The 21,375-nt window shown below is 60.8% G+C and carries 20 protein-coding genes and 1 pseudogene; 11 read left to right on the forward strand and 10 right to left on the reverse strand.

From position 1 onward, the window contains the following. Positions 1-352 precede the first annotated feature (352 nt). From NKJ77_RS31525 to NKJ77_RS31545, 5 genes are all read right to left on the reverse strand, one after another. A complete protein-coding gene (locus NKJ77_RS31525; RefSeq protein WP_352536312.1) occupies positions 353-1,177 on the reverse strand; it encodes a tetratricopeptide repeat protein in 825 nt (274 codons plus the stop codon). Further along, positions 1,164-2,888: a dihydroxy-acid dehydratase gene (ilvD, locus tag NKJ77_RS31530; RefSeq protein ID WP_023830604.1), complete on the reverse strand. Its 1,725-nt coding sequence runs from the start codon at positions 2,886-2,888 to the stop codon at positions 1,164-1,166. The genes NKJ77_RS31525 and ilvD overlap by 14 nt, the downstream gene beginning before the upstream one ends. Before the next feature lie 289 nt (positions 2,889-3,177). After that, positions 3,178-4,413, reverse strand: a complete 1,236-nt coding sequence (locus NKJ77_RS31535; RefSeq protein ID WP_023830603.1) for an OmpP1/FadL family transporter — start codon at positions 4,411-4,413, stop codon at positions 3,178-3,180. 359 nt (positions 4,414-4,772) lie between these two features. Then, positions 4,773-7,556 carry a valine--tRNA ligase gene (locus NKJ77_RS31540; RefSeq protein ID WP_023830602.1) on the reverse strand — a complete coding sequence of 928 codons (2,784 nt, stop codon included), beginning with the start codon at positions 7,554-7,556 and terminating at the stop codon, positions 4,773-4,775. Between the two features lie 268 nt (positions 7,557-7,824). Beyond that, entirely contained in the window at positions 7,825-8,700 is an 876-nt protein-coding gene (locus NKJ77_RS31545) for a PopZ family protein (RefSeq protein WP_023830601.1), read from the reverse strand. On the opposite strand from NKJ77_RS31545, the gene NKJ77_RS31550 reads away from it, so the two are divergent. Further along, positions 8,642-9,016, forward strand: a complete 375-nt coding sequence (locus NKJ77_RS31550) for a hypothetical protein (RefSeq protein WP_196815045.1) — start codon at positions 8,642-8,644, stop codon at positions 9,014-9,016. The two genes, NKJ77_RS31545 and NKJ77_RS31550, sit on opposite strands and share 59 nt — an antisense overlap. Positions 9,017-9,031: 15 nt before the next feature. On the opposite strand, the gene NKJ77_RS31555 is transcribed toward NKJ77_RS31550, so the two are convergent. From NKJ77_RS31555 to NKJ77_RS31565, 3 genes and pseudogenes are all read right to left on the reverse strand, one after another. After that, the gene (locus NKJ77_RS31555; RefSeq protein ID WP_023691095.1) at positions 9,032-10,417 is read right to left on the reverse strand and encodes a TolC family outer membrane protein; all 1,386 of its coding nucleotides are present in this window, start codon (positions 10,415-10,417) and stop codon (positions 9,032-9,034) included. Between the two features lie 185 nt (positions 10,418-10,602). Then, positions 10,603-11,277, reverse strand: a complete 675-nt coding sequence (locus NKJ77_RS31560) for a protein-L-isoaspartate O-methyltransferase family protein (RefSeq protein ID WP_023667707.1) — start codon at positions 11,275-11,277, stop codon at positions 10,603-10,605. Between the two features lie 213 nt (positions 11,278-11,490). Then, positions 11,491-12,655: pseudogene (locus tag NKJ77_RS31565) on the reverse strand (tyrosine-type recombinase/integrase). A gap of 93 nt (positions 12,656-12,748) precedes the next feature. On the opposite strand from NKJ77_RS31565, the gene NKJ77_RS31570 reads away from it, so the two are divergent. The 3 genes from NKJ77_RS31570 (at position 12,749) to NKJ77_RS31580 (ending at position 14,669) form a co-directional block, all read left to right on the forward strand. Continuing rightward, positions 12,749-13,219 (forward strand): hypothetical protein, encoded by a 471-nt coding sequence (locus NKJ77_RS31570; RefSeq protein ID WP_352536313.1) that lies wholly within the window; start codon positions 12,749-12,751, stop codon positions 13,217-13,219. Positions 13,220-13,478: 259 nt separating this feature from the next. Next, the gene (locus NKJ77_RS31575) at positions 13,479-13,667 is read left to right on the forward strand and encodes a hypothetical protein (protein WP_352536314.1); all 189 of its coding nucleotides are present in this window, start codon (positions 13,479-13,481) and stop codon (positions 13,665-13,667) included. A 582-nt stretch (positions 13,668-14,249) separates the two neighbouring features. Further along, on the forward strand, positions 14,250-14,669 hold the full coding sequence (locus NKJ77_RS31580) for a hypothetical protein (protein WP_352536315.1): 420 nt from the start codon (positions 14,250-14,252) through the stop codon (positions 14,667-14,669). A gap of 364 nt (positions 14,670-15,033) precedes the next feature. On the opposite strand, the gene NKJ77_RS31585 is transcribed toward NKJ77_RS31580, so the two are convergent. Both NKJ77_RS31585 and NKJ77_RS31590 read right to left on the reverse strand, forming a co-directional pair. After that, entirely contained in the window at positions 15,034-15,237 is a 204-nt protein-coding gene (locus NKJ77_RS31585; protein WP_352536316.1) for a hypothetical protein, read from the reverse strand. Positions 15,238-15,303: 66 nt separating this feature from the next. Further along, positions 15,304-15,645: a hypothetical protein gene (locus NKJ77_RS31590; RefSeq protein WP_352536317.1), complete on the reverse strand. Its 342-nt coding sequence runs from the start codon at positions 15,643-15,645 to the stop codon at positions 15,304-15,306. Between the two features lie 363 nt (positions 15,646-16,008). Here NKJ77_RS31590 and NKJ77_RS31595 point away from each other — a divergent pair, with 363 nt between their 5' ends. The 7 genes from NKJ77_RS31595 to NKJ77_RS31625 all read left to right on the forward strand — a co-directional run bounded on the left by NKJ77_RS31595 (position 16,009) and on the right by NKJ77_RS31625 (position 20,066). Further along, on the forward strand, positions 16,009-16,302 hold the full coding sequence (locus NKJ77_RS31595; protein WP_352536318.1) for a hypothetical protein: 294 nt from the start codon (positions 16,009-16,011) through the stop codon (positions 16,300-16,302). Positions 16,303-16,565: 263 nt separating this feature from the next. Further along, the gene (locus tag NKJ77_RS31600) at positions 16,566-17,003 is read left to right on the forward strand and encodes a hypothetical protein (RefSeq protein WP_352536319.1); all 438 of its coding nucleotides are present in this window, start codon (positions 16,566-16,568) and stop codon (positions 17,001-17,003) included. A 293-nt stretch (positions 17,004-17,296) separates the two neighbouring features. Beyond that, positions 17,297-17,620: a P27 family phage terminase small subunit gene (locus NKJ77_RS31605; RefSeq protein WP_352536324.1), complete on the forward strand. Its 324-nt coding sequence runs from the start codon at positions 17,297-17,299 to the stop codon at positions 17,618-17,620. Positions 17,621-17,868: 248 nt separating this feature from the next. Beyond that, positions 17,869-18,015, forward strand: coding sequence for a hypothetical protein (locus NKJ77_RS31610; RefSeq protein ID WP_352536320.1), 147 nt, complete (start codon positions 17,869-17,871; stop codon positions 18,013-18,015). After that, on the forward strand, positions 18,012-18,452 hold the full coding sequence (locus NKJ77_RS31615; protein WP_352536321.1) for a hypothetical protein: 441 nt from the start codon (positions 18,012-18,014) through the stop codon (positions 18,450-18,452). Before NKJ77_RS31610 ends, NKJ77_RS31615 begins: the two co-directional genes overlap by 4 nt. After that, positions 18,413-19,363, forward strand: a complete 951-nt coding sequence (locus tag NKJ77_RS31620; protein WP_352536322.1) for a hypothetical protein — start codon at positions 18,413-18,415, stop codon at positions 19,361-19,363. Before NKJ77_RS31615 ends, NKJ77_RS31620 begins: the two co-directional genes overlap by 40 nt. Positions 19,364-19,376: 13 nt before the next feature. Further along, entirely contained in the window at positions 19,377-20,066 is a 690-nt protein-coding gene (locus NKJ77_RS31625; protein WP_352536323.1) for a hypothetical protein, read from the forward strand. Positions 20,067-21,375 lie beyond the last annotated feature (1,309 nt).

The following is a 21,375-nucleotide window of genomic DNA, read 5'->3' on the forward strand; positions in this document are numbered from 1 at the left end:
CGCGAGCACAAGAAGCTCGCTCTGCGCCAAGCCGCATGACCAGCATCATGATCGCCCATTTTGCAGAACTTGACGCACACAACCCCTGCACGTCACGCCGATCTCGATGCCGGTACACAGAGCGGCGCCGGCGGAACTCACCGAGAACTGATGGATGTGAGCTAATCTCCCCCCTTGAGGGGGAGATGGCCGGCAAGCCAGAGGGGGGCGCGAAGAAACGCGACCTTTCGGTCAAACAAGCTCACCCTCTCAGTCCAACCCGGGCAAACTTTAGTCAACTGAAATGCCAGCGGGACAGCGCCCCCCTCTGCCCTGCCGGGCATCTCCCCCTCAAGGGGGGAGATTGGCAATTTCACTGGTCGCCGCCGCCCTTGGTCAGGATGTCGTCGGCAAGCGAAATGGCAGTGCGACGGTCGGCTTCGCCGGCGGCGGCAAATGCCTCTTCCTGCATGCCGCGGATCCACGGCTGGTCGCTCGGCGAGGCGCGTTCGAGCGCGGCGGTCATCATGGCCAGCCCGCGCACGATCTTGCCGCTCTGGAACAGAAGATTGCCGAGCGTCGCCTGGGCGCCGGCATGGCCTTTTTCGGCGGCGAGCTGGAACCAGCGGCCGGCCTGCTTGACGCTGGCCTTGACGCCGCCCTCGCCCTTCAAAAACATCTGGCCCATCTCGAACTGAGCGTTCGGGTTGCGGTAATTGGCGGCCGCGCGCATGTAATATTCCTGCGCCGCGACCTCGTTTTCCTCGACCGGGCTGCCGGGGATGCCTGTCCGGAGATAGTCGCCCAGCGCCACCAGCGCGTCGGAGACATAGCTTTCCTCCGGCGATCCCGGCTCGACATCCTGATCGACGATCTCGGAGAAGAATTTGAAGGCCGCATAGTCGTCGCGCGTCACGCCGTCGCCTTCGGCGTACATGCGCGCGAGCTTCCAGGTGGCGCCGATCTGGCCGTTCTCGGCGGCGTATTTATAGGCCTCGACCGCCTGTTCCTTGTGGCCGCTCTTGTAAGCGGAGAAGCCGAACTGGAACACGGCCCATGGGCTCGATTGCGGCTTCACGCCGGTCTTGTCGTCGAACACCTTGTCGTCGAAGGCCATGGCCTGGCCCACGGCGCCAAAGATCGCAACAGCGACCAGTGCCGGAAGGACAGACGAGCTCAACAACTCAGATATCCGCATAGCAATGTGTTTCTTTGGCACCGCCCGGATGGGTGACCGCGCCGTCGCGGGCAGGCCCTACCGTCTGTGCGTATTTCCAGATCGCGCCCGACTGATAGTCGGTCGTGCGCGCCTTCCAGGCCTTCGCCCGCGTTGCCAGTTCGGCCTCGGACAGGTCGACCTCGATCGTGCCTTTGGTTGCATCGATCGAAATCACATCGCCGTCTTTCAAGAGCCCGATCGGGCCGCCCACGGCAGCTTCGGGCCCGACATGGCCGATGCAGAAACCGCGCGTTGCGCCCGAGAAACGACCGTCGGTGATGAGAGCGACCTTGCCGCCCATGCCCTGGCCGTAGAGCGCCGCCGTCGTCGACAGCATCTCGCGCATGCCCGGGCCGCCGCGCGGACCTTCGTAACGGATGACGAGAACCTCGCCTTCCCGGTAGTTGCGGTGCGTGACCGCCTCGAAACATTCCTCTTCCGAATCGAAACACCGTGCCGGACCTGAGAATTTCAGCTCCGTCATGCCCGCGACCTTCACGATCGCGCCTTCGGGGGCAAGGTTGCCCTTCAAGCCCACGACACCGCCGGTTTGGGTGATTGGTCGGTTGGCGGGACGGACCACATCCTGGCTATCATTCCAGGCAACATGCTCCATGTTTTCGGCCAAAGTACGGCCAGTCACGGTCATGCAGTCGCCATGGAGATAGCCGTGGTCGAGCAGCGTCTTCATCAACAGCGGAATGCCGCCGGCCTCGAACATGTCCTTGGCGACATATTTGCCGCCCGGCTTGAGGTCGGCGATGTAGGGCGTCTTCTCGAAAATCGCGGCAACGTCGAACAGGTCGAACTTGATGCCTGCCTCATGCGCGATCGCCGGCAGGTGCAAAGCCGCATTGGTCGAGCCGCCGGTGGCCGAAACCACGGTCGCCGCATTCTCCAGCGCCTTCAGCGTGACGACGTCGCGCGGCCGGATGTTCTTGGCGATCAGTTCCATGATCTTTTCGCCAGAGGCGAAATTGAAGCGGTCGCGCATCTCGTAGGGCGCCGGCGCCCCGCAGGAATAGGGCAACGCCAGGCCGATCGCCTCGGCGACGGTGGCCATGGTGTTGGCGGTGAACTGGGCACCGCAGGAGCCGGCCGACGGACAGGCCGCCTGCTCGATCTCCAGCAGTTCGGCGTCGCTGACCGTGCCGACCGAATGCTGGCCGACCGCCTCGAACACGTCCTGAACGGTGATCTGGCGACCGCGATAGCTGCCGGGCAGGATCGAGCCGCCATAGATGAAGATCGACGGCACGTTGAGCCGCACCATGGCCATCATCATGCCGGGCAGCGACTTGTCGCAGCCGGCAAGGCCGACCAGCGCATCGTAGCAATGGCCCCGCATGGTGAGTTCGACCGAATCGGCAATGACATCGCGCGACACCAGCGACGACTTCATCCCCTGGTGGCCCATGGCGATGCCGTCGGTGACGGTGATGGTGCAGAATTCGCGCGGCGTGCCGTTGGCGGCCGCAACGCCCTTCTTGACCACCTGCGCCTGGCGCATCAGCGAGATGTTGCAGGGGGCGGCTTCGTTCCAGCAGGAGGCGACGCCGACCAGCGGCTGCGCGATCTCGGCCGCAGACAGGCCCATGGCATAGAGATACGAACGGTGCGGCGCACGCGCCGGACCGACGGTCACATGGCGGCTAGGGAGCTTGGCCTTGAAGATGACTTTGGCGTCCATTCTCTTCCTTGCCGCGGGCGGCGCGGCCTGCCTCATGGCCGAGCCTTTTGGCGCGTGTCCCGAGACGAATTCGAGGTGCGCCGGGTTTATGGCGGGAAATGGGCAATTTGGTCGAGCGGGACCGTAGCGCGGGGGTTGGCTGGGAACTGTTGCCAAAACGTCACAATCGCGAGAGGCGAAAGTGATGGGACGGATTTGCAACGCCGGCGCGTGGCGGCACGGCTCAACACCGTGCCTCAAACGAAAAAGGCCGGGCAAGTGCCCGGCCTTTGTGTGAATTTTCAGAGGCTTAGAATTTGATCTTGACGCCGCCAGAAATGGCCGTGACCAGATCGTTGCCGAAATCATAGCTGACGTCAGTGCCGGCTTGGTAGCCGTTGTCGCCATTCACGACCCCTGAATGGCCGCTGGTCAGCACGCCGACCGCGCCGGCCAGACGCACTTCGATATTGCGCGAAGGCGTGTAGGCGACGCCGCCGCCCAACGTCCAGGTGTCGGTCTGCGAGCCGTAGCCGTGTGATGTGCCGCGATCCCAGGAAAGCTGGCCGGCCGCGCTCCACTCATCGTTGAACTTGTGGCCGATGCCGCCCGTAACCGTCCAGCCATCGCGATACATCAGGTCCAGCGAGGTAATCTGGCCTGAATGCAGAGCATCACCCGTAACGCATGCCGCAGCGGGAGTACCTACGACGCAAATCGGAACACTCTGCAGCAGGCTCCAGTTGACCCATTTGAGCGAACCGAAGGCGAGCCAGCCGGGCGCAATGCCTGACTGCAACTTCAATTCCACCGTATCCGGCATGTACTGCGTCGCACCATAGATCGGCAGCACGACAAGGCCAACATGCGTCAAGTCCAGCGTGCCTGAGATGTTGTCGAGCTTGACCCGCGAATTGTAGACGAGGCTGGCGCGCAGCGCGATTTCTGGGATTTCATAGGCAAGGCCGGCGCGCCAGCCCCAGCCCGTGCCCTTGAGATCAACACGGCCGGTTCCCTGGAAACCCGGTACCAGCGGCGACACCAGGTCTTCCTTGAAGCCATAGACTTCCTGGTAATAAACGCCGCCGATGAAGCGAACCTGACCTTTGCCGGCATCCATCTTGTAAGAACAAGTGCCGGCGTAGTTGTTGCTCTTGATGTCGGTTTCCATGTTGGACTCGGCACCGGCCCACAGACCCGGATTTGTGTGCGCGCCCCACGGCTGCGAGTAGTCGAACATGCAGTCGACGCCCTTGACGACCTCGGCCTTGACGCCGATGCGCGGCACCCAGTAGCTCTTGCTGTCTTTCGCCGTGCTGCCCAGGAATGTAAGATCGCCGTCACTCGGATCGGTATCGACCGCGTTCTTGAGCTTGCGCTGTGGCATCACATAAGTCGCCTCGGCTTCCGTGGCGAACGGAGCTGGGTCAAACAGAAGGTCGATGTCGTAGCCACCGCGCTCGATGCCGCCGGCATGCGCGGAACCGATCAGGCCCAGCGAAAAACACCCCGCCCCCAGCAGTGTTTTCAAACGCAAATTGTTCATGGATGTCCTCCCCGAAATTCCAGTGCGTCAAGCTAGAGCCAATTCGGGTTAACGGTGCAACAATGAATTGAAATAGCGTACATGTACGCACTTGCGGAACGCATTTCGGACAAAGTGGCGCGCCGCGCAAGCATGCCGGAAAATGGCCATTTGAGCGGCAATCGGCGCAAAAAATCATGAAAAACCGCTCTAAACAGTATAAAACCCGGCTGTTTTACCGGCATTAGGCCCCATTGTTACATTATGGCAACAATGGGGCGCAATCTTTCCGTTTACGTCAACATTAACGTTACGGAATGCCTGTTTTTCTGGCACAAGACCTGCCTTGACGCTGTTCCCAGGCATCGCGAATCCGGCGCTCAGCCGGCGTCGCGCACCCGGGTCAACGCCACCGAAAGCTTCTCCTGCTGATCACGGTATTCCGCGAGTTTTTCGCGCTCGGCCGCGACGATCTCTTCCGGCGCGCTGGCGACGAACCGTTCGTTCGACAGCTTCTTGTGGAGCCGCGCGATTTCCTCGGTCACCTTGGCCAGTTCCTTCTGCAGCCGCGCCGCCTCGGCGGACAGATCGATCAGGCTGCCGAGCGGCAGGCAGATCGTCGCCTCGTTGAGCACGATCTGGGCCGAGCCCTTGGGTGCGGCGTCCTGCAGCGAGATGTCGCCGACCCGCGCCAGCCGCTTGATGGCGGACGCATGGCGTTCCAGCCTCTGGTGAGTCTCGGCGCTGGCGCCGACCACCACCAGCGGCGCGATCGCCGCCGGCGGCACGTTCATTTCAGAGCGCACGGAGCGAATACCGGAGACCAGATCGACCAGCCAGTTGATGTCGGCGGCTGCATCGGCGTCCTCGAAGTCGGGCGACGGCCAGGCGGCGTGGCACAGCAGCGTTGCGCGCGTCCTGCCCTCACCTGCCGTCTGCGCCCACAGCTCCTCCGTCATGAACGGCATCATGGGGTGAAGCAGCTTGTAGATCTCGTCGAGCACGAAGGCGACGCAGGCCCGGCTTTCGGCTTTGGCCGCCTCGTCAGTGCCCATGAACACCGGCTTGAGCAGTTCGAGATACCAGTCGCAAAACAGGTTCCAGACGAAGCGGTAGGCGGCGCCCGCCGCCTCGTTGAAGCGGTAGCTGGTGATGCCTTCGGTGACCTCGCGCGCTGCCCTGGTCAGCTCGGTCATGATCCAGCGGTTGACCGGCAGCCTGGCGTCGTTGAGCCAGAAATCGTCATTGCGCGCGACCTCGTTCATCTCGGCAAAGCGTGTCGCGTTCCACAGCTTGGTGCCGAAATTGCGGTAGCCGGCGATGCGCGCCGGATCGAGCTTCACGTCGCGCCCCTGCGCCGCCATCACCGTCAGCGTGAAGCGCAGTGCATCGGCGCCAAACTCGTCGATGAGGTCGAGCGGATCGATGACGTTGCCTTTCGACTTCGACATCTTCTGCCCGTTCTTGTCGCGCACCAGCGCATGCACATAGACGGTGTGGAACGGCTCCTCGTGCATGAAATGCAGGCCCATCATCATCATCCGGGCGACCCAGAAGAAGATGATGTCGAAACCGGTCACCAGCACGTCGGTCTGGTAATAGGTCTTCAGCTCCGTCGTGTGATCCGGCCAGCCCAGTGTCGAGAACGGCCACAGTGCGGACGAGAACCAGGTGTCGAGCACATCCTCGTCGCGGCTCAGGATTTCGCCCGGCTTGAAGGTCTCGAGCTTGTCCTCGACCCAGGCCTTCCACGGGCCTTCCAGCGCCAGATAATATTCAATCGCGGCGCCCAGCGCCTCTTCCTCGGTCTTCTCGACGAAGACGCGGCCGTCCGGCCCGTACCAGGCCGGGATCTGATGACCCCACCACAGCTGGCGTGAAATACACCAGGGCTGAATGTTCTCCATCCAGTCAAAATAGGTCTTTTCCCAGTTCTTCGGCACGAAGTTGGTACGGCCTTCACGCACCGATGCGATCGCCGGCTTGGCGAGCTCGGCGGCGTTTGCATACCACTGCTCGGTCAGAAACGGCTCGATCGGCACGCCGCCGCGGTCGCCATGCGGCACGGCGTGGCGGTGCGGCTCGATCTTGTCGAGGAAGCCGCCGGTCTCCATCAGCTCGACGATTTTCTTGCGCGCGACGAAACGGTCGAGACCGTCGAGCTCGTCCCAGACGGCCTGACGCTCCGGCGTCACGTCGAGCCCGGCGAGAAAATCCTCATTATCCCTGAGCGTTATTGCCGCCTCGATGGTCAGGATGTTGATCGCCGGCAGCTTGTGGCGCTTGCCGACCTCGAAATCGTTGAAGTCGTGCGCCGGCGTGATCTTGACCGCGCCGGAACCCTTTTCCGGGTCGGAATACTCGTCAGCCACAACCGGGATTTTCCGGCCGACGATCGGCAGCACGACATTTTTCCCGACCAGATGCCGGTAGCGCTCGTCGTCCGGGTGCACGGCGACCGCCGTATCGCCAAGCATCGTCTCGGGCCGTGTCGTGGCCACGGTAATGAAGGTCGCCGAATTTTCCGGATCGAAAATCTCGCCTTCGATTGGATAGCGGAAGTGCCAGAGATTGCCGTTGATCTCCTGGGGCTCGACCTCCAGGTCGGAGATCGCCGTCAACAGCTTCGGGTCCCAGTTCACAAGGCGCTTGTCCTTGTAGATCAGCCCTTCCTTGTAGAGGCTGACGAATACTTCGAGCACGGCCTTGGACAGGCCTTCATCCATGGTAAAACGTTCACGCGACCAGTCGGCCGAGGCGCCGAGCCGCTTCAGCTGGTTGAAGATGGCGCCGCCGGACTCGGCCTTCCACTCCCAGACCTTCTCGATGAACTCCTCGCGGGTGAGATCGCGGCGATGGATCTGTTTCTCCATCAGCTGGCGCTCGACCACCATCTGCGTGGCGATGCCGGCATGGTCCATGCCCGGCTGCCACAGCACGTTCTTGCCGCGCATGCGCTCAAAGCGCACGAGTATGTCCTGCAGCGTGTTGTTGAGTGCGTGGCCCATATGCAGCGAGCCGGTGACGTTGGGCGGCGGGATGACAATGGTAAAGGCCTCGGCCCCCTCTTCCGCACCTGCGCCGGCGCGAAATGCGTCCGCCTCTTCCCAGATTTTGGCGATCTTGGGTTCGACGGTCTTGGCGTCGTAGGTCTTTTCAAGCATGGGAAAGTGGTCCGCGCGGTCGGGAGTTTTGCTGACCCGGTGTAAATCGGAAGGTTTTGGCCAAGTCAACCGCGAGGGCTGCCTCAGTCCTTCAACGCAAATAGGCGGGGCCCTGGTCATTTCAACGGGAAGGCCATGCCCGCACCTTCATCGTCAGCGATCCCGACGGGAAGCTGATCGCATTCGCGACATCAGCCGGACGCTGGCCTGCAGCGAGAAAGCGCCGCCCGAAGGCGGCGCTTTAATCCGGAACGGGCTGTGGTGATGCCTATTGCGCGCCGCGCGCGACGCGCTCGATTTCTTCGCGTACCAGGCGCTCGACCAGCGTCGGCAGGTTGTTGTCCAGCCAGTCCTGCAGCATCGGCCGCAGCATCTCCTCGGCCATCTCGTCGAAGGTCTTCTTGCTGCGGCTGGCGAAGGCGTCGGAGAGCTCGCCGAAGGCGGCTGCGACCTGCCGTCCCGTATGTTCCGAAACGATCGCCGGACGGGCCGGGGTTGTATCGGCCGGGCGCGCGTGCTCGCTGCGCGAAGGACGAGGCTCGAAAGCCGGCTCGGCAGCGAGATCGTCTTCGAAAGCCTCGACCTCCGCGATTGCTGCCTGCCGATTTTCAGTCTCCGGCTGCCTGATCTCGGGCCGCCGTACTGTGTCAGCCGGTTTTTCCTGATTGCCAACGGCCGCGATTTCGCGGCGCCAATCCGTGACGATCGAGTCGGTGGTTTCCGTCTTTGCCCGCACTGCAGCTTCTGCCCCGACGGCGGGGGCAGGTTCACTGGCTATCCTGGCGCTCACTTCCGCCAGGGTCATCGGAGCATGCGCGGGTGGCGCGGCGGTCGTGGCATTTGCCGCAATGGCCGGCTTCACTGGCGACGGCTCGGAGCGCGGCTCCAGCCGCGCAACCACCGGCTCGGCCAGTTGGGCCTGCACCTCGGCCAGCGTCACCGGCTTCTTACTTTCGGTCGAGCTGTGCAATTCGCTGCGGAAGGCCTCGACATCCGAAACAGGCCCGGCGGCCGGCACAAGGTCCTGTCGCAACTCATCGGCGTCGCCCTTGCGGCCGGTGTCGCTGTCTTCGATGATCCTCCTGATGGAAGCCAGTATTTCTTCCATGGAAGGTTCGCGCTGTGCGCTGCTTGCCGTCGCCATCGTCACATCCGCCGCCCCCGCGCATGATCCCGAAAATCGATCTTCGATTTTCGAAGAGGATCAGGCGCAAAATCAAAGTTCTACAGCCTCCTTTGCGCATCCATCGGACGCGTGGCGCTGTAGTGACCCGTTCCTGGATTCCTGTCCGGCAAAGCCGGATACGAATCATGGCGACAGCGTAGCCGACGGATCGCCATCCGAGAATCCCCAATCTCGGAAGACGCCGGATTTCAACAATTTAGGCTACAAAAGACAAACGCCGCGCATCCTTGGGGAAGCGCGGCGCTACGATACTTTCAATCTTGGCGGGATTTGAACCGCTCAGTCGCGATCAACGACCGTCCGGCGTACGCAGCCCGATCCATTTGTCCTTGACGGCTCTGTAGTGCTCTTCAGGCTTGTACTTCACCACATTCAACGCCAGGCGATCGGCCGACAGGCGGCCCATGGCCGACAGGATGGCGTAGCTCGCTACAACCACATCGCGCTCGGAGCTGGCGAGGTCGATCTTTGCCGAGATGACGGCGTTCTGGGCATTCAACACGTCGAGCGTGGTGCGCTGTCCGACATTGCGCTCCTCGATGACGCCGTTGAGCGCCAACTGTGCGGCCGCGATCACCTGCCGATTAGCGTCGACGCTTTCACGCGCTGCGATGTATTGCGTCCATGCCGAGGTCACGGCCTGGCGCACCGAGTCACGGCTGACATCCACCTCGATGCGAGCCTGGCTGAGCGATTCCTTCGACTGACGAACGAGTGCGGAGGTACGGCCGCCCGAATAGATCGGAACGGTCAGCGTCGCGCCGACGGTGGCGGCATTGGAATCGCCGTCCGAATCCCCCGCGCCAGGTACGGTATTTTGATAGACATGGGAAAGGCCGGCACTGGCAGTCAACTGCGGCAGCAACGCACCCTCCTGCGTCTTTACATCAAATCCGGCTGCATCGACGGAATGTAGGGCGGCCAGGATGGCCGGATGCTCGTTCGATGCAATGCCGATCGCCGCCTCGAGACTCCTCGGCAACAGCTTCGCCAACGGCGACGCGGCCTTGAGCTTGCCCGGCTCGTCGCCGACGATCTGATGATAGGTTGCCGCACTGGCCAGAGCCTGCGCACGGGCGGCACTCAACTGCGCCACCGCGGCCGAACGCGACGCGTCGGCCTGCGCCACATCGGTGCGCGTGCCCTCGCCGACCTCGAAGCGCGAGCGCGCCGCGCGCGCTTGCTCGGTCAGAAACTGCAGGTTCTGTTCGGTCAGCACCGCCACCTGGCGGTCGCGAATCACGTCCATATAGGCGCTCGCCGCGTTGAACAGCGTGTTCTCTTCGGTGTTGCGCAGGCCCTCGACCGAGGCCCTCACCTGTGCAGCGGCCGACGCGACCCTGTTCTTGGTCTGGAAGCCGTCGAACAGCGTCTGATCAATCCGAACGCCGAAGCTGCCGGTGGTCAATGCCAGGCTCGCGTTCCTGCCGTTTAGGTGCCTGGAGGTGTAATCGATATCAGCCGAACCAGTGATCACCGGGCGATAGCCCGACTTGGCGATCGCCACGCCCTCATCGGTGACGCGCACGCCGGCACGGGCCGAATTCAGCGAGGAATTGTTCTGGTAGGCCTTGGAAAGCGCGCCGAGAATGGTTTCCGCCGAGGCGGCTATCGGCGAAAGCGCTGTCGCGGAAATGAGGACAGTAACAAACAGACTCTTGGCTAAGGACGGCACTTTATATCCCTCATTCGTTTTGCACGGGAACCACGCCACGCCAGCCCATCCCTAGGGATCGGCCAGCGCCGCGTCGATGTATCGTTCCCCCGCTGACAGCCTCCCGAAACCCCGGTTAACCAATCAGCAACGATTGTTCAATCGCAAGCCAACATGACAGAGTCTTTGCTGCAAGGCAAAATCACTTAGAACTCGAAGGCATGAATGCGTTCAAATCCGGGTAGTGGCTTAATTGCCGCATTAAATGCCCGTCTTCCGGTTACAACCCCCCCTGCATTGAAAAAGAGCCGGGCTACGCCCGCATTGCCCTGCCCTTCCACAGCCACCAGCCGGCCGCCTTCGGCAAGCTGGTCAAGCAGCGCCGCAGGCACTTTCTCGACGCTGCCGCCAATGAGAATCACATTGTAGGGCGCCTTGGCGGCATGACCTTGCGGCAGTGGGCCGGTGACCACGGTGACGTTATCGCAGCCCTGCGCCGAAAGCGCCGCTTTGGCTGCTTCCGCCAGTGTGGTATCGCTTTCCAGCGCCACTACGGATTTGGCCAGCCTGGACAGCAGCGCCGCGGAATAACCGGTGCCGCAGCCGACATCGAGCACCGAATCGCCGGCGTCGATCTCGGCCAACTGCAAAAGCTTGGCGAGCGGCGACGGCTCCATGAGGTAGCGCGCACCGCTGCCATCGGCGCCGTCGGAGATGCGGATATCCTCGTCAATATAGGCGAGAGCCTGTTGGCCGGCCCCGACAAAGGCCTCGCGCGGCACGGCAAGCATGGCGTCGAGCAATGCTGCGTCGGTCACATCGGTGGTGCGGACCTGGCCGTCGACCATCTTGACGCGAAGTTCGGAAAAATCAGCGCTCATGTCCCAACCAATCCGTCAAAAGCCAATGCGCTGAAATGCGCTTGTCGCGCCGACACTGCGGCGCATTCGACCGGAACTCAAGCCCCCGGCATGCGGGAGTTGAAGCGATTGGAGGCCTCGCCCGGAATCGAACCGGGGTGCAAGGATTTGCAGTCCTCTGTCCGGTGTTGATATCCAACGATCTTTTGCCTTCATGTCGCAGTTATGTCGCAGTCATGCCAGCAGCGCCGCCGCCGCGTCGAGCTCTTTACCGTCATCCCCGCGCGGGAACAAGTGGCCGTAAACGTCCGCCGTCATCATCACCGACGAGTGCCCCATGCGCTCTTGCACCGCTTTCAGCGGCAGACCCAACCCGCCACTTTCTTTAGGATTTATACACCATAATGCATAAGAATGTCTTAATGCGTGAAGGCCTGTATATTTCGCCGACCCGTCCGCCGTCACCACGCCTGCCCGCTTCATTGCCGGAATCAAGCCCTTGTTGATGATGTTGGTATGCGAGCGCGGCTTGCCGTCCGGGTTCACAAAGACCAGACCGAGCGGATTTTCCTTCGGGCTGCGGCTGTAGGTTTTCAATCGCCATTCCTTGAGTCCGGTGTTCAGGATTGACGGGATAGGAATGGTGCGCGTGCCTGCCGCCGATTTCGGCGCACCTATCACCCCGAACTCGTCAGCCCGTTGGTGCACGGTGATTGTGGAGGCCTGTGGATCATAGTCCTGCCAGCGCAGCCCCCGGATCTCCGACGATCTCAAGCCTGTGAATATGGCCGTCAGCAGCAAGGGGCGCCAATGGTCGGTCAGCTCGGCATGCGCTTGATTTCCTCTGGCGCCGGAACATCGACTCCAACCCGAATTTTGCCTTTCTGCCGCTTCTCTGTCCTGGCCTCCCTGCCCTTATGCGCCCGCCGCATGTCCCGAACCGGATTCCTAGTGGCCAGCTTGCGTTCGATGGCGTCGGTAAGGATGGAGGACAGGCTTGTGAGAACCTTCTTGACCATTGCAGTCGATCGGCCTTCGGCGCGCAGCGTATCCTGAAAGGCGCGTGGATCGACCTTCGACAACAACGTATCGCCGATAAGGGTTCAATGTGGTGCTTCATGTGATGGCGGCGTTGGTTGATGGTGCTGCGCTCCAGCCCTTCGCCCTCGCCCGTGGCGATCCATAGCCCGCCCGCCTTCTTGATGCTCACCGTGTCGCGGTCCGCGACGTGGACGCCTTCGCGGACCTCGACGTCAGTCTTGCTGGCAAACGCATCGGCATCCTTCTTTTTCGCGAAGGTCTTTAGGCGCCGGACCCCCTTCGCGTCGAAATAGTCGGCGACCCAGGCCTCCTGCTCGACGCCCTTTGCATTTGTCCACTTCCGCTTGCGAATAGACATGCCCGAACCTCCTGCAAATTCCCGCCAACACCTTGACGTAGGGCGGAACGTATGTGAAGAACGTAGAACGTACTTGGTTGGAGTTACCGAATCGTGACGAACGCTTTCTCTCTGGCAGACCTGACTGACATGACACACTCGAAGCGCCGGTCGGTCCAGCTTTGGGCCGAGGCCGGCGTTATCCTTGCGGATGAATCCACCGAACGCGCGGGCACTGGAACGCATCGGCGTTTCTCCAGAGACGAGGCAATCATCGCTTGTTTGGTCGCGGGCCTCACCCGCCACTTCCACATGCCCATAGGCGTCCTGCTGCAAGTTTCGGATGGCATTCGCCGAGAGCAGTTTCAATCGATGATCGATGGCGCGATGAAAAACGGGCGCCCCTGCTTTCTCGTAATTCGTCCGGAAGAAGTTGGGATCGGCCATTTTCAAATCAGCATAGTCTCTGGCGCTGACGATAAGAATGCCTTTGATGCGCTCACGAAGACACTGATACGCGCGCGCTCTGCCGCCCTGGCCGTGCTTCGCGTTAACGATCACCTAGCTCAACTCTGGAGTAAGTAGCCGCGTTTTTTTGCGTCAGTAAGTACGTAAAACGTACTTGGTTATCTCAACAGAAGGAACCAAAGCATGACGGTAAACTCGGAAAAGACAATGGCGCTCATTTGGGGCGCAGAGGCTATTGCCCGCGAACTCGGCACTAATCGCAGGCGTGCATTTCACTTGCTGGAAACAGACCAGATCCCGGCGAAAAAAGTCGGCGGACGGTGGGTCGCAGAGCGCGGCGTGCTGATGGCGTTTTTCCAAAAGGAGAGGCAGCCTGATGACGAGCGGCATCGATCACGAGAACACGGCATTGATCGGCGAGGCCGCTCTATGGCTCGCCACCACGCCGAAGCAGAGCCGCCCACGTCCCGCAATCGTCGACGTGAAAGAGCGGTTCGGTTTGACCGCGCTGGAGGCAATCCAGGCCATCCGTGAGGCCGACCTCATCAAAGCGAGGGCGAGCTAATGGACCAGAAAATCGAAAAACCGGCGGCGTGTGCAACCACGCTCACCGGCTTCGAAGTCTCAAGCTTGGCAGCTTCTGAGAATTCGGATAGTGCCACACCGACGTCTAAACGGCAAGCTCCAGCTACCAGCCAAGCTCGCTGGAAGGAAGCAAACCAAAAGGCCGTGTGGGCGCACTCCTGCCTCGCTGCTGCGATCCGGCGCGGCCTGGTGAAGCGACAGCCGTGCAAAGTCTGCGGCGATCCCAAGTCAGACGGGCATCACCCCGACTATGAGAAGCCAGCCGCTGTGATCTGGCTGTGTCGGTTGCATCATAAGCGAGCCCATCGGCGCGTTGCATCCGAAGAAGCAAGGCGGTGCCAAATGAGCGGGCGCTAGTTCACTAAGTTGGCGCCGGCCGTTTGGCGATCCCGTCGCTTCATCGGACTGCCGGACGAGGCAAAGGTCGGCTTCCTCTACTTGCTGCAATGCACACGTGACCAGCGCAGGGGTTTACGAACTCCCGCGCGGTTACGCCTGTGCCGATCTGTGCTGGACAGATGCAGCATACGAGAGCGTTCTCCGGGAGCTCTTGGAGGTGGGGTTGATCGATCATGATCCCGATGGCGACGTGATCTTGATCGAGCGCTGGTTCCGCCACAACCCGCCGACAAACGATGACCATGCCCTCGGCACGCGCCGACGGCTCCAGGCGATCGAAAGCGAAAAGCTGCGAGAGAAGGCGGTGGCAGCGTTCGATGAGGCCAACGAGGTCAGAATCCAGCGTGAGGCGCAGAAGGCAGCGGAGAAGGCAGCGAAGGCCGCAGGCAACTCGAAATCGGTCTCCCAGATGCTCGGCGACACGTCGCGGCTGATGGGCACCAGGATCGTGCGGGGGGCCAATGACACCCTGTCCACACCCTGTCGTGACCCTGCCCACACCCTGTGTAGGGGTACTTTCACACCCTGTGACACCCTGTCCACACACCAAGACCAAGACCTTAGACCTAGACCAAGACCTTAGACCGGAGGAAATCGCGAAAGCCGAAGCCGTCAGGAAACGTCGCAAGGGGCTTTGGAGGGAAGAGGCGCCAAGACCGGATGTCGGCGCTCTTCCCATCAAGGCCAACGTCGCGGCGCTACAGCTGGGACTCGGGAAGCCTGTGGTCGGGAGGTTCGGAACGCACCGGCCCACGATATCGCATCGGCGGCGCCGCACCTATCAGATCGCTTATGGGTGGCTGCTGCTCAACAGGGCGAACGTCCGCATCGACCGCCTTCCGCATGAGCCAGGCAGGACACAGTTCCTTCAGTACAATTTTGAGATAGTCGACCATGCAACGGCAACGCGCGTTGCCGCCTGCCGGTTCCGCTGCCCGACTTGGCGCTCACATCCCGAGCGTTTGAGTGCTTCCGGCAGGTCGAGCCGCCTCAGCGAACAGCTCGGCCGCTGCCTGGACCTTGTCCGCTGCGTCTTCGACCCTGTCAAAGCGCATCAGCACACGACACTGGAGCATCGCCAGACGCGCCGCATGGTAAAGCTCGCTGCGCCTGTGACCGTCCGAGTCCAAGGGTTTAAACAGCATCGTCACGGCGAAACTCCTCCCTCCGATGCCCGGCTCCCGTCGAAGTCGAGAGGCCGGGCCGTCAGACTGCGATCAATAGTCGGTGTCATAATCGCTGTTGTCGCCCTGCTGGATGACGACGTGACGGCGGTGATGCATCGGACGGTTGATCGATCCGGTGACCACAACGTCGCTGGACCGGTGATGATGCCGGCGCCAAGCGCGCTCGCCATTGTCGTAAAACGCCTGCTCGCCATGATGGCGGCGATGGAGACGATGCCCCTTCCGATAGATGACCACACGGTCGTTATTGTTGTCGTCCCAATAATGGCGGTGGTGGTGCCGCTGGGTCTGGATGACGATGCCTTCTTCTGCGGACGCGACCGCAGGGGCAGCCAAGCAAAGCGCCAATGCGCCCAAGATGATCGTCTTCATTTCGAGTTCTCCAAAAACCTAAAACGCCCTTCGATAAGGAAACTTTGCTTAACGACTTTGGTTCCGACAGCCATCGGGGCGTGCCCATGAGCGGTACGTCAGACGATCGTCTTGGAAGACGCCGAAAGCTCGGTCGTGAGCGCCAAGCCCGCCACAAGGAACGCAAGGAGTAGGGCGGCATCATTTTGCCTATCCAAGTCGATTTCCCGCTGATCAACCTGATGCTGGAGGCGGGCGCAGTAGACGAGGCAGGTAGCCGCAATCGAAAGCGGATCGGCAGAGTGATCATTCGAATAGCCGCTGACGCGTTATCATCAGCCGTTGCTTCCGGGCGTAGAGTCCCAATCGACAAGGAGTGACAGCATGCTCGCCAGAACGCCAAAAACATCTGAGACCGACTTCGCTAGTATTCTGAAGATTCCAGCTAAGCCAGCAGCTATTTCAGAAGCTGATGCAGCCTGGCAGCATGCCGTCTCCCAGCGAGAGGCAGGTCAGGCCCGACACATCGAAGCCACACGCCAACTCTATGCCCAGGTGCCAGGCCAACCGCCCGTGATCACCCTGCGTGAGGTGGAAGAGATCGGCTTGACCCTGGAGCCGCTCTTCAAAGCCGAGAAAGACGCAGCAGAAAAGCGTTCGTCACTTCGTGAGCGCTAAGACCAGGATACGCATGCCTTCCTAGCCTCGGCATTGGACAGATTTTCCGATGCGGTGTCCGACAAGCTGGGTGAACTCGAAACCCTTCTCGGACTGGGAAGCGCTCTCCATGCCGCCTCTGTTGCCGCCGGTGTGAAGTTGCCTCGCCGGCTTCCGTCAGTTTGCGGAAACATCATCAACAGCTCGATCTATACGGCTCGCAACCTCGTCAGACACGCCGCGCTGGCGCCCGCACCTGTATGGACTCGGCAGGAGGCAAGCAAATGAACGCACGATCGAGCAAAGCCATTCACGCGTTCGACGGCGCCATGACCTCGATCAATGCACCAGACGCGACTCGTTATGTCCCGCAGGAAGAAATGCGCAGGATGGAAGCCCGCGCCTTGATCGGCCGACATCAGCGCGGCGAGCGCCTCACACCAGACCAGGCAACGAAGGTGAATCGCGAGCAGGCACTTCAGTCTCTAGATGACCTACTCAAGAAGATCGACGAAGAGGCGAGCAACCCGATCATCGCTCTCAAAACTGCAGTTGCGCATATCCTTGGAGAGATGGCAGCCCGAGGAAGCGGCCAGTATCTCAAGCGCTATGAGCTAGAGGAGCGCCTCAGCCTCGTTGAAGCCCGCGCGCTATCGACTGCGAAGATCATGTCGAAAGCGCGCGTGCGGGTGCCGGCCGGCAGACGACCTGCGAAGCCTTGATCATGGTCGTGTCCGACGCCACCAAGACGCTAATGGTCCGGGTGATGCTTCGGGTGGAGACGAGATCTGCCGCAAGCTTTCGAACAACGAGATGGACCTGATCATCTTCGAAGTCGATCGCTGGGTCAAAGCCCGCGAGCCAGTGCTACACTGATGCCGGGGGGAGATCTCAAAAGCTGCATAGAAGCATCCATGCGACCGGTTCCCCAGCTTTATTTTGCCGAACGGTGCCCCCGTTTCCCCTCACCAACGATTGAGCCACGAAAAGACGCGGACCAAACCCACCTGCACACCTGTCTAACGAGGCCGCGAAGTGGTGGCGTAGCGTCGTCACCGATTTCGAATTGGAGGGGCACCATCTTCGGCTGCTGCAGCTCGCGGCCGAAGCGTGGGACCGTTCGCAGCAGGCCCGAGCCGTGACCGACAAGGAAGGAATCACGACCGTTGACGATCGCAAAAACGTCCGTGCTCACCCAGCGGTAGGCATCGAGAAAGACGCTCGGACGGGGTTCGCAAGGTTGGTCAGGGAACTGGACCTTGATGTTGAAGTGCCGCCAAGCCGCACTCGGCCGCCGGGCTCGCGCTCTAACCGGAGGGGTGTTTTCGATGCCGGTTAAACGTCGCAGGGCGAAGGGTAAGCCGTTGCGGATCACGCCCACAGCGATCGAGGCGTGCAAGGCGCGCGATTATCTAGAACTGCACCGGCGTTAGGTCTGTTTCCTTGGGAAATGTCGCCGATACCAGCTCGGTACGATGCGCTCGGCTGCGACCCGGACTGGGTGATGCCGGAGCAAACCCATAACCTGTTTGAACTGTCGTTTCAGCAGGCTCTCGAATCGCAACACGAGTTAGAGGCGGCCTGCAAATGATGCTCGCGGGCCACGCAACCGATTTCGGAACTCTGGCGCACGGTCGGAATCTGATCCTGCCCGGCGCCTTTGCCAAGCTCATCGCGAACAGCTGGCAGCGGCGATTTACGATGCCACAAGCGGGTATCGGAAATCAGGCTTGAAATTTCGGGCATACGACGAGAAAAGCACCCAGCCGCGCGACCCGATCATGGTGAAGGAAGAAGGCGAAACCAACGTCTCCGCTCACAGGGGCTACCTCGATATCGTGGTCACCGACTTTGATATTGCCGGTCTGGGTGCCCCGCCTGTTTTCGAGGCAGAGTGGATTCAAGACGGCGCTCCGACCCATGACTATGACACCTTCACCACGTTCTCCGGATCTATATTCTTCGACAATCTGATTCCGGTGTGGGCCGACCTCAAGGCCTACGGCTTCAATTACAGCGACATCGCCCTCTCTATTCGATCCCGGCCGGCCGGCAATATTTCACGTTCGACCTGCCGCCCAATGCCTATTCGTACTACGGCTGCTTTCGCTACAGTCGGTCGCTTGATCGGTTGGTCTATCTCGCAAGCTTTGCCGGCGTTGGAGGTTTAGAGCCCGTCCTTATCGATGGCAGCACGGGCGCCATTGGCGCTACCTCCAGCAATTCCGCAACGTCGTCTACAGTGACCGGCGGCTGCCTGGCGGATGTCGGCGTGGGATCATCGCCCCTCGTCGGCTTTTCCAGCAATCAACAGATATTCGCCTTCCACCTCACGGCAGAGGCGGTTGAACGCGGCTATCAGTCGATCGCCAGCTTTGGCGGCTATTCGGACATCCAATGCGTTACCCCAGGCGAAAGCCGTGGCAGCGAGGCTGATTTTTACTTTTGCGCGGACACCGATCTGGTGAAAGTCACGCTCACGTCGCTCGGCACGTTCAAGAGTTCGACCGTCATGGCCTCCTTCTCTGATGCCTTGCGCTATGCCATCCGTGACGACGATGGTGATCTTGTCGTCTGGACAGATACCGCCACGCTAAGCGTATCAATGGCACAACGGGAGCGGTCGAATATACGAAAACCCGTTCTCTACCAAATTCAAGCAATAAGCTCGCGAGCGTTGGGCGCGCCGGACCTTCAGCGCCTCACCGAGGAACTGTATTTCACGACGGGCGGCGTGTCGTACTTCACCGACCTGAAAACCGGTCTCACCCGTTCTATTTCCGGGGCCGATCCTTCACCCGCGCTGTTCTCCTACGATGGCGAGGATGAGGTTATTTTGACCGTTGACGGCTCTGGCCAACCGAGGCGCGGTCGCATCATTTCCGGTGACGGCGAGAAGCGCCTGCTCTCCGACTTCCTTAGGGACTTGATGGTCCACGGCGGCGGCTACGATCCATCTGAGATCGTCGTTGAAAATGTTGACGACCTGATTGATGGCGCCGTTGTCGATGTCACAGCAAGCGTTAGAGAGATCGCCCGCTCGATTTGCGAGCCGTATTCGATAGCCATGTTCGAACGCTGAAGGAAAAAGAGAAATGTTCCGCATGATGATGTTCAATTCTTTCCGGTTCATGCCGCCCCCTCCCACCGGCCTGGTCGTTACCTACAAGGGCACATTCAGCGCTCTCGCCACCCCAGCCGATCCGCATACCTTCACCGTCGACGTGGGTGCAGCCGGCACCAAAATCGTGGTCCTGGTGTGCCACGGCCTGCGTCAGAACACCGTGCCAAGGACGCTATCATCTGTTTCCGTTGATGGCACTACGGGCACCATCGCTGTGCAGGCCGGGACTAATGATGGTGCTGACCAAGCGATCCAGCTTGGTATCGGCCAAAGGGAGATCACAACTGGCGGGACCATCACTTGCATCGCCGACTGGAGTCAAAACCTTCATTCGTCGGCGGTCGATGTCTATACGATCACCGGCCACACATCGAGCACGTCCGTCAATGCCAAATCGGCGACCGGCAACGAGCCGACGTTTAGCAATCTGACAGTAAGCGCTAACGGCTGCGTGATTGCCGGTGCGACTGGCGTCAATCCCGAAGGCTCGATCACCTTTACCGGCGTCACCAAAGACCATGAGGAGCTTATCACCGGCGCAGCCGAGAACCAGCAGGTCGCCTGCGGCAGCATCTCAGGACTTGGTGCGACCAGCACCTACAACGTCGCCATGAGTTCGTCCGGCGCCAACGAGATCGTCGCGGCTGTATCGTTCGTCTAACCGGCGATTGCCATTCCAAGGCCAACACCTGGTGTCGCTGGCCGGCAAGTTGGGAGCGGTTCCGGACAGGAATGACTGCCCGCCGTTATGCGCCCAAGGCGTGGAAGACCGGCGATGCCGCCGCCACGATCAACGTCGCCGCGGCGGCGCTTAGGCGAGCTAAAGCTGCTGGCCGACTGTTTTCTCGCGTAGCCTCAACACCAACAGACGCGTAGCTCCGAACGGTGCCATGACGATAAACGTGGTGGCGATGCTGGCGAGGACCGACAAAACGCAGATCGAGCTTTGGGCGTAGCAAACGGATTCCATGACGTACCCCTTCCTGCCTATAAGTTCCCGACAAGGCGGTTGCATGATGAGCCTGCTTCGGGAGGAATACAAGAACGCGCTAATAAACGATGTCGAGATGAGGTGGAGCGCCTTAACCAGCCAGCGCCATTCCAAAGCCAACACCTAGGCCGATTGCGAGGCCAAGGAACAGCTTGGCGGCAAGATCGAGGGACAGGGCGCCACACGTCCTGGCGAGGCTCCGTGAGGGCGTTGGCGATATCATCGAAGATCGCGTCCATGCTTCAACGTAGATCGAAACGCAGATTCTGTGAATCCCTGTTTGTTCCGTCAAAGTCTAACGATCAGGCGAGCGCCCTGGAAAGCACGTGCAGTAACGGTTGATTCAACCATTGCTGGTATAAGTGTGGGGTGGGTGGCGGCTCCGACAGTTCGGGGTGGAACTCAATGCCGAAGCCGCCTGCGCAGCCAAGGTTGGGGTTTGACCGCGCCGTCCTATTCTGGGACAGCGCGGTCAACGATTCGTTAAAACGCTCCGGAACTAATTAAGCGCGCGCTAATTGACTCGCGGTCTCGGGAGTCAGTGCATGCGTGAAGTTCATTCCTCCGATGATGGAGCCGATTTTGGCGGGACAAGCCTCCCGAGGGCATTGGACAGCGTCACGTACCGGCCGCCGTCTTCGTCTTCCCTCTTCCTAGAGATCCGCCATTCGTTGGGCGAGTGGGTTGTTCTCATCATAGGCAGGAACGGTGAAACGTATTCCCGAGCATTCGAAAATGAGGCAGATGCCGTCGCTTTCGCTGGCGATCAGTCTTCTCGTCTAGGATTGGAAGCTCCCCCGAAGCGAGCAACTTGACCGCCCTTCTCTGAAGATCCGAAAGCGCGGATCTGTGAATCCCCCTGGAACATCGTCGGCCTCGAAACACTTCGGGCGTGGTTGTGTGCGTCAAGTTCTGCAAAATGGGCGATCATGAAACTGGTCATGCGGCTTGGCGTAGAGCGAGCTTCTTGTGCTCGCGC

The organism is Mesorhizobium sp. M0052, assembly GCF_040323255.1.
Classification (GTDB): domain Bacteria; phylum Pseudomonadota; class Alphaproteobacteria; order Rhizobiales; family Rhizobiaceae; genus Mesorhizobium.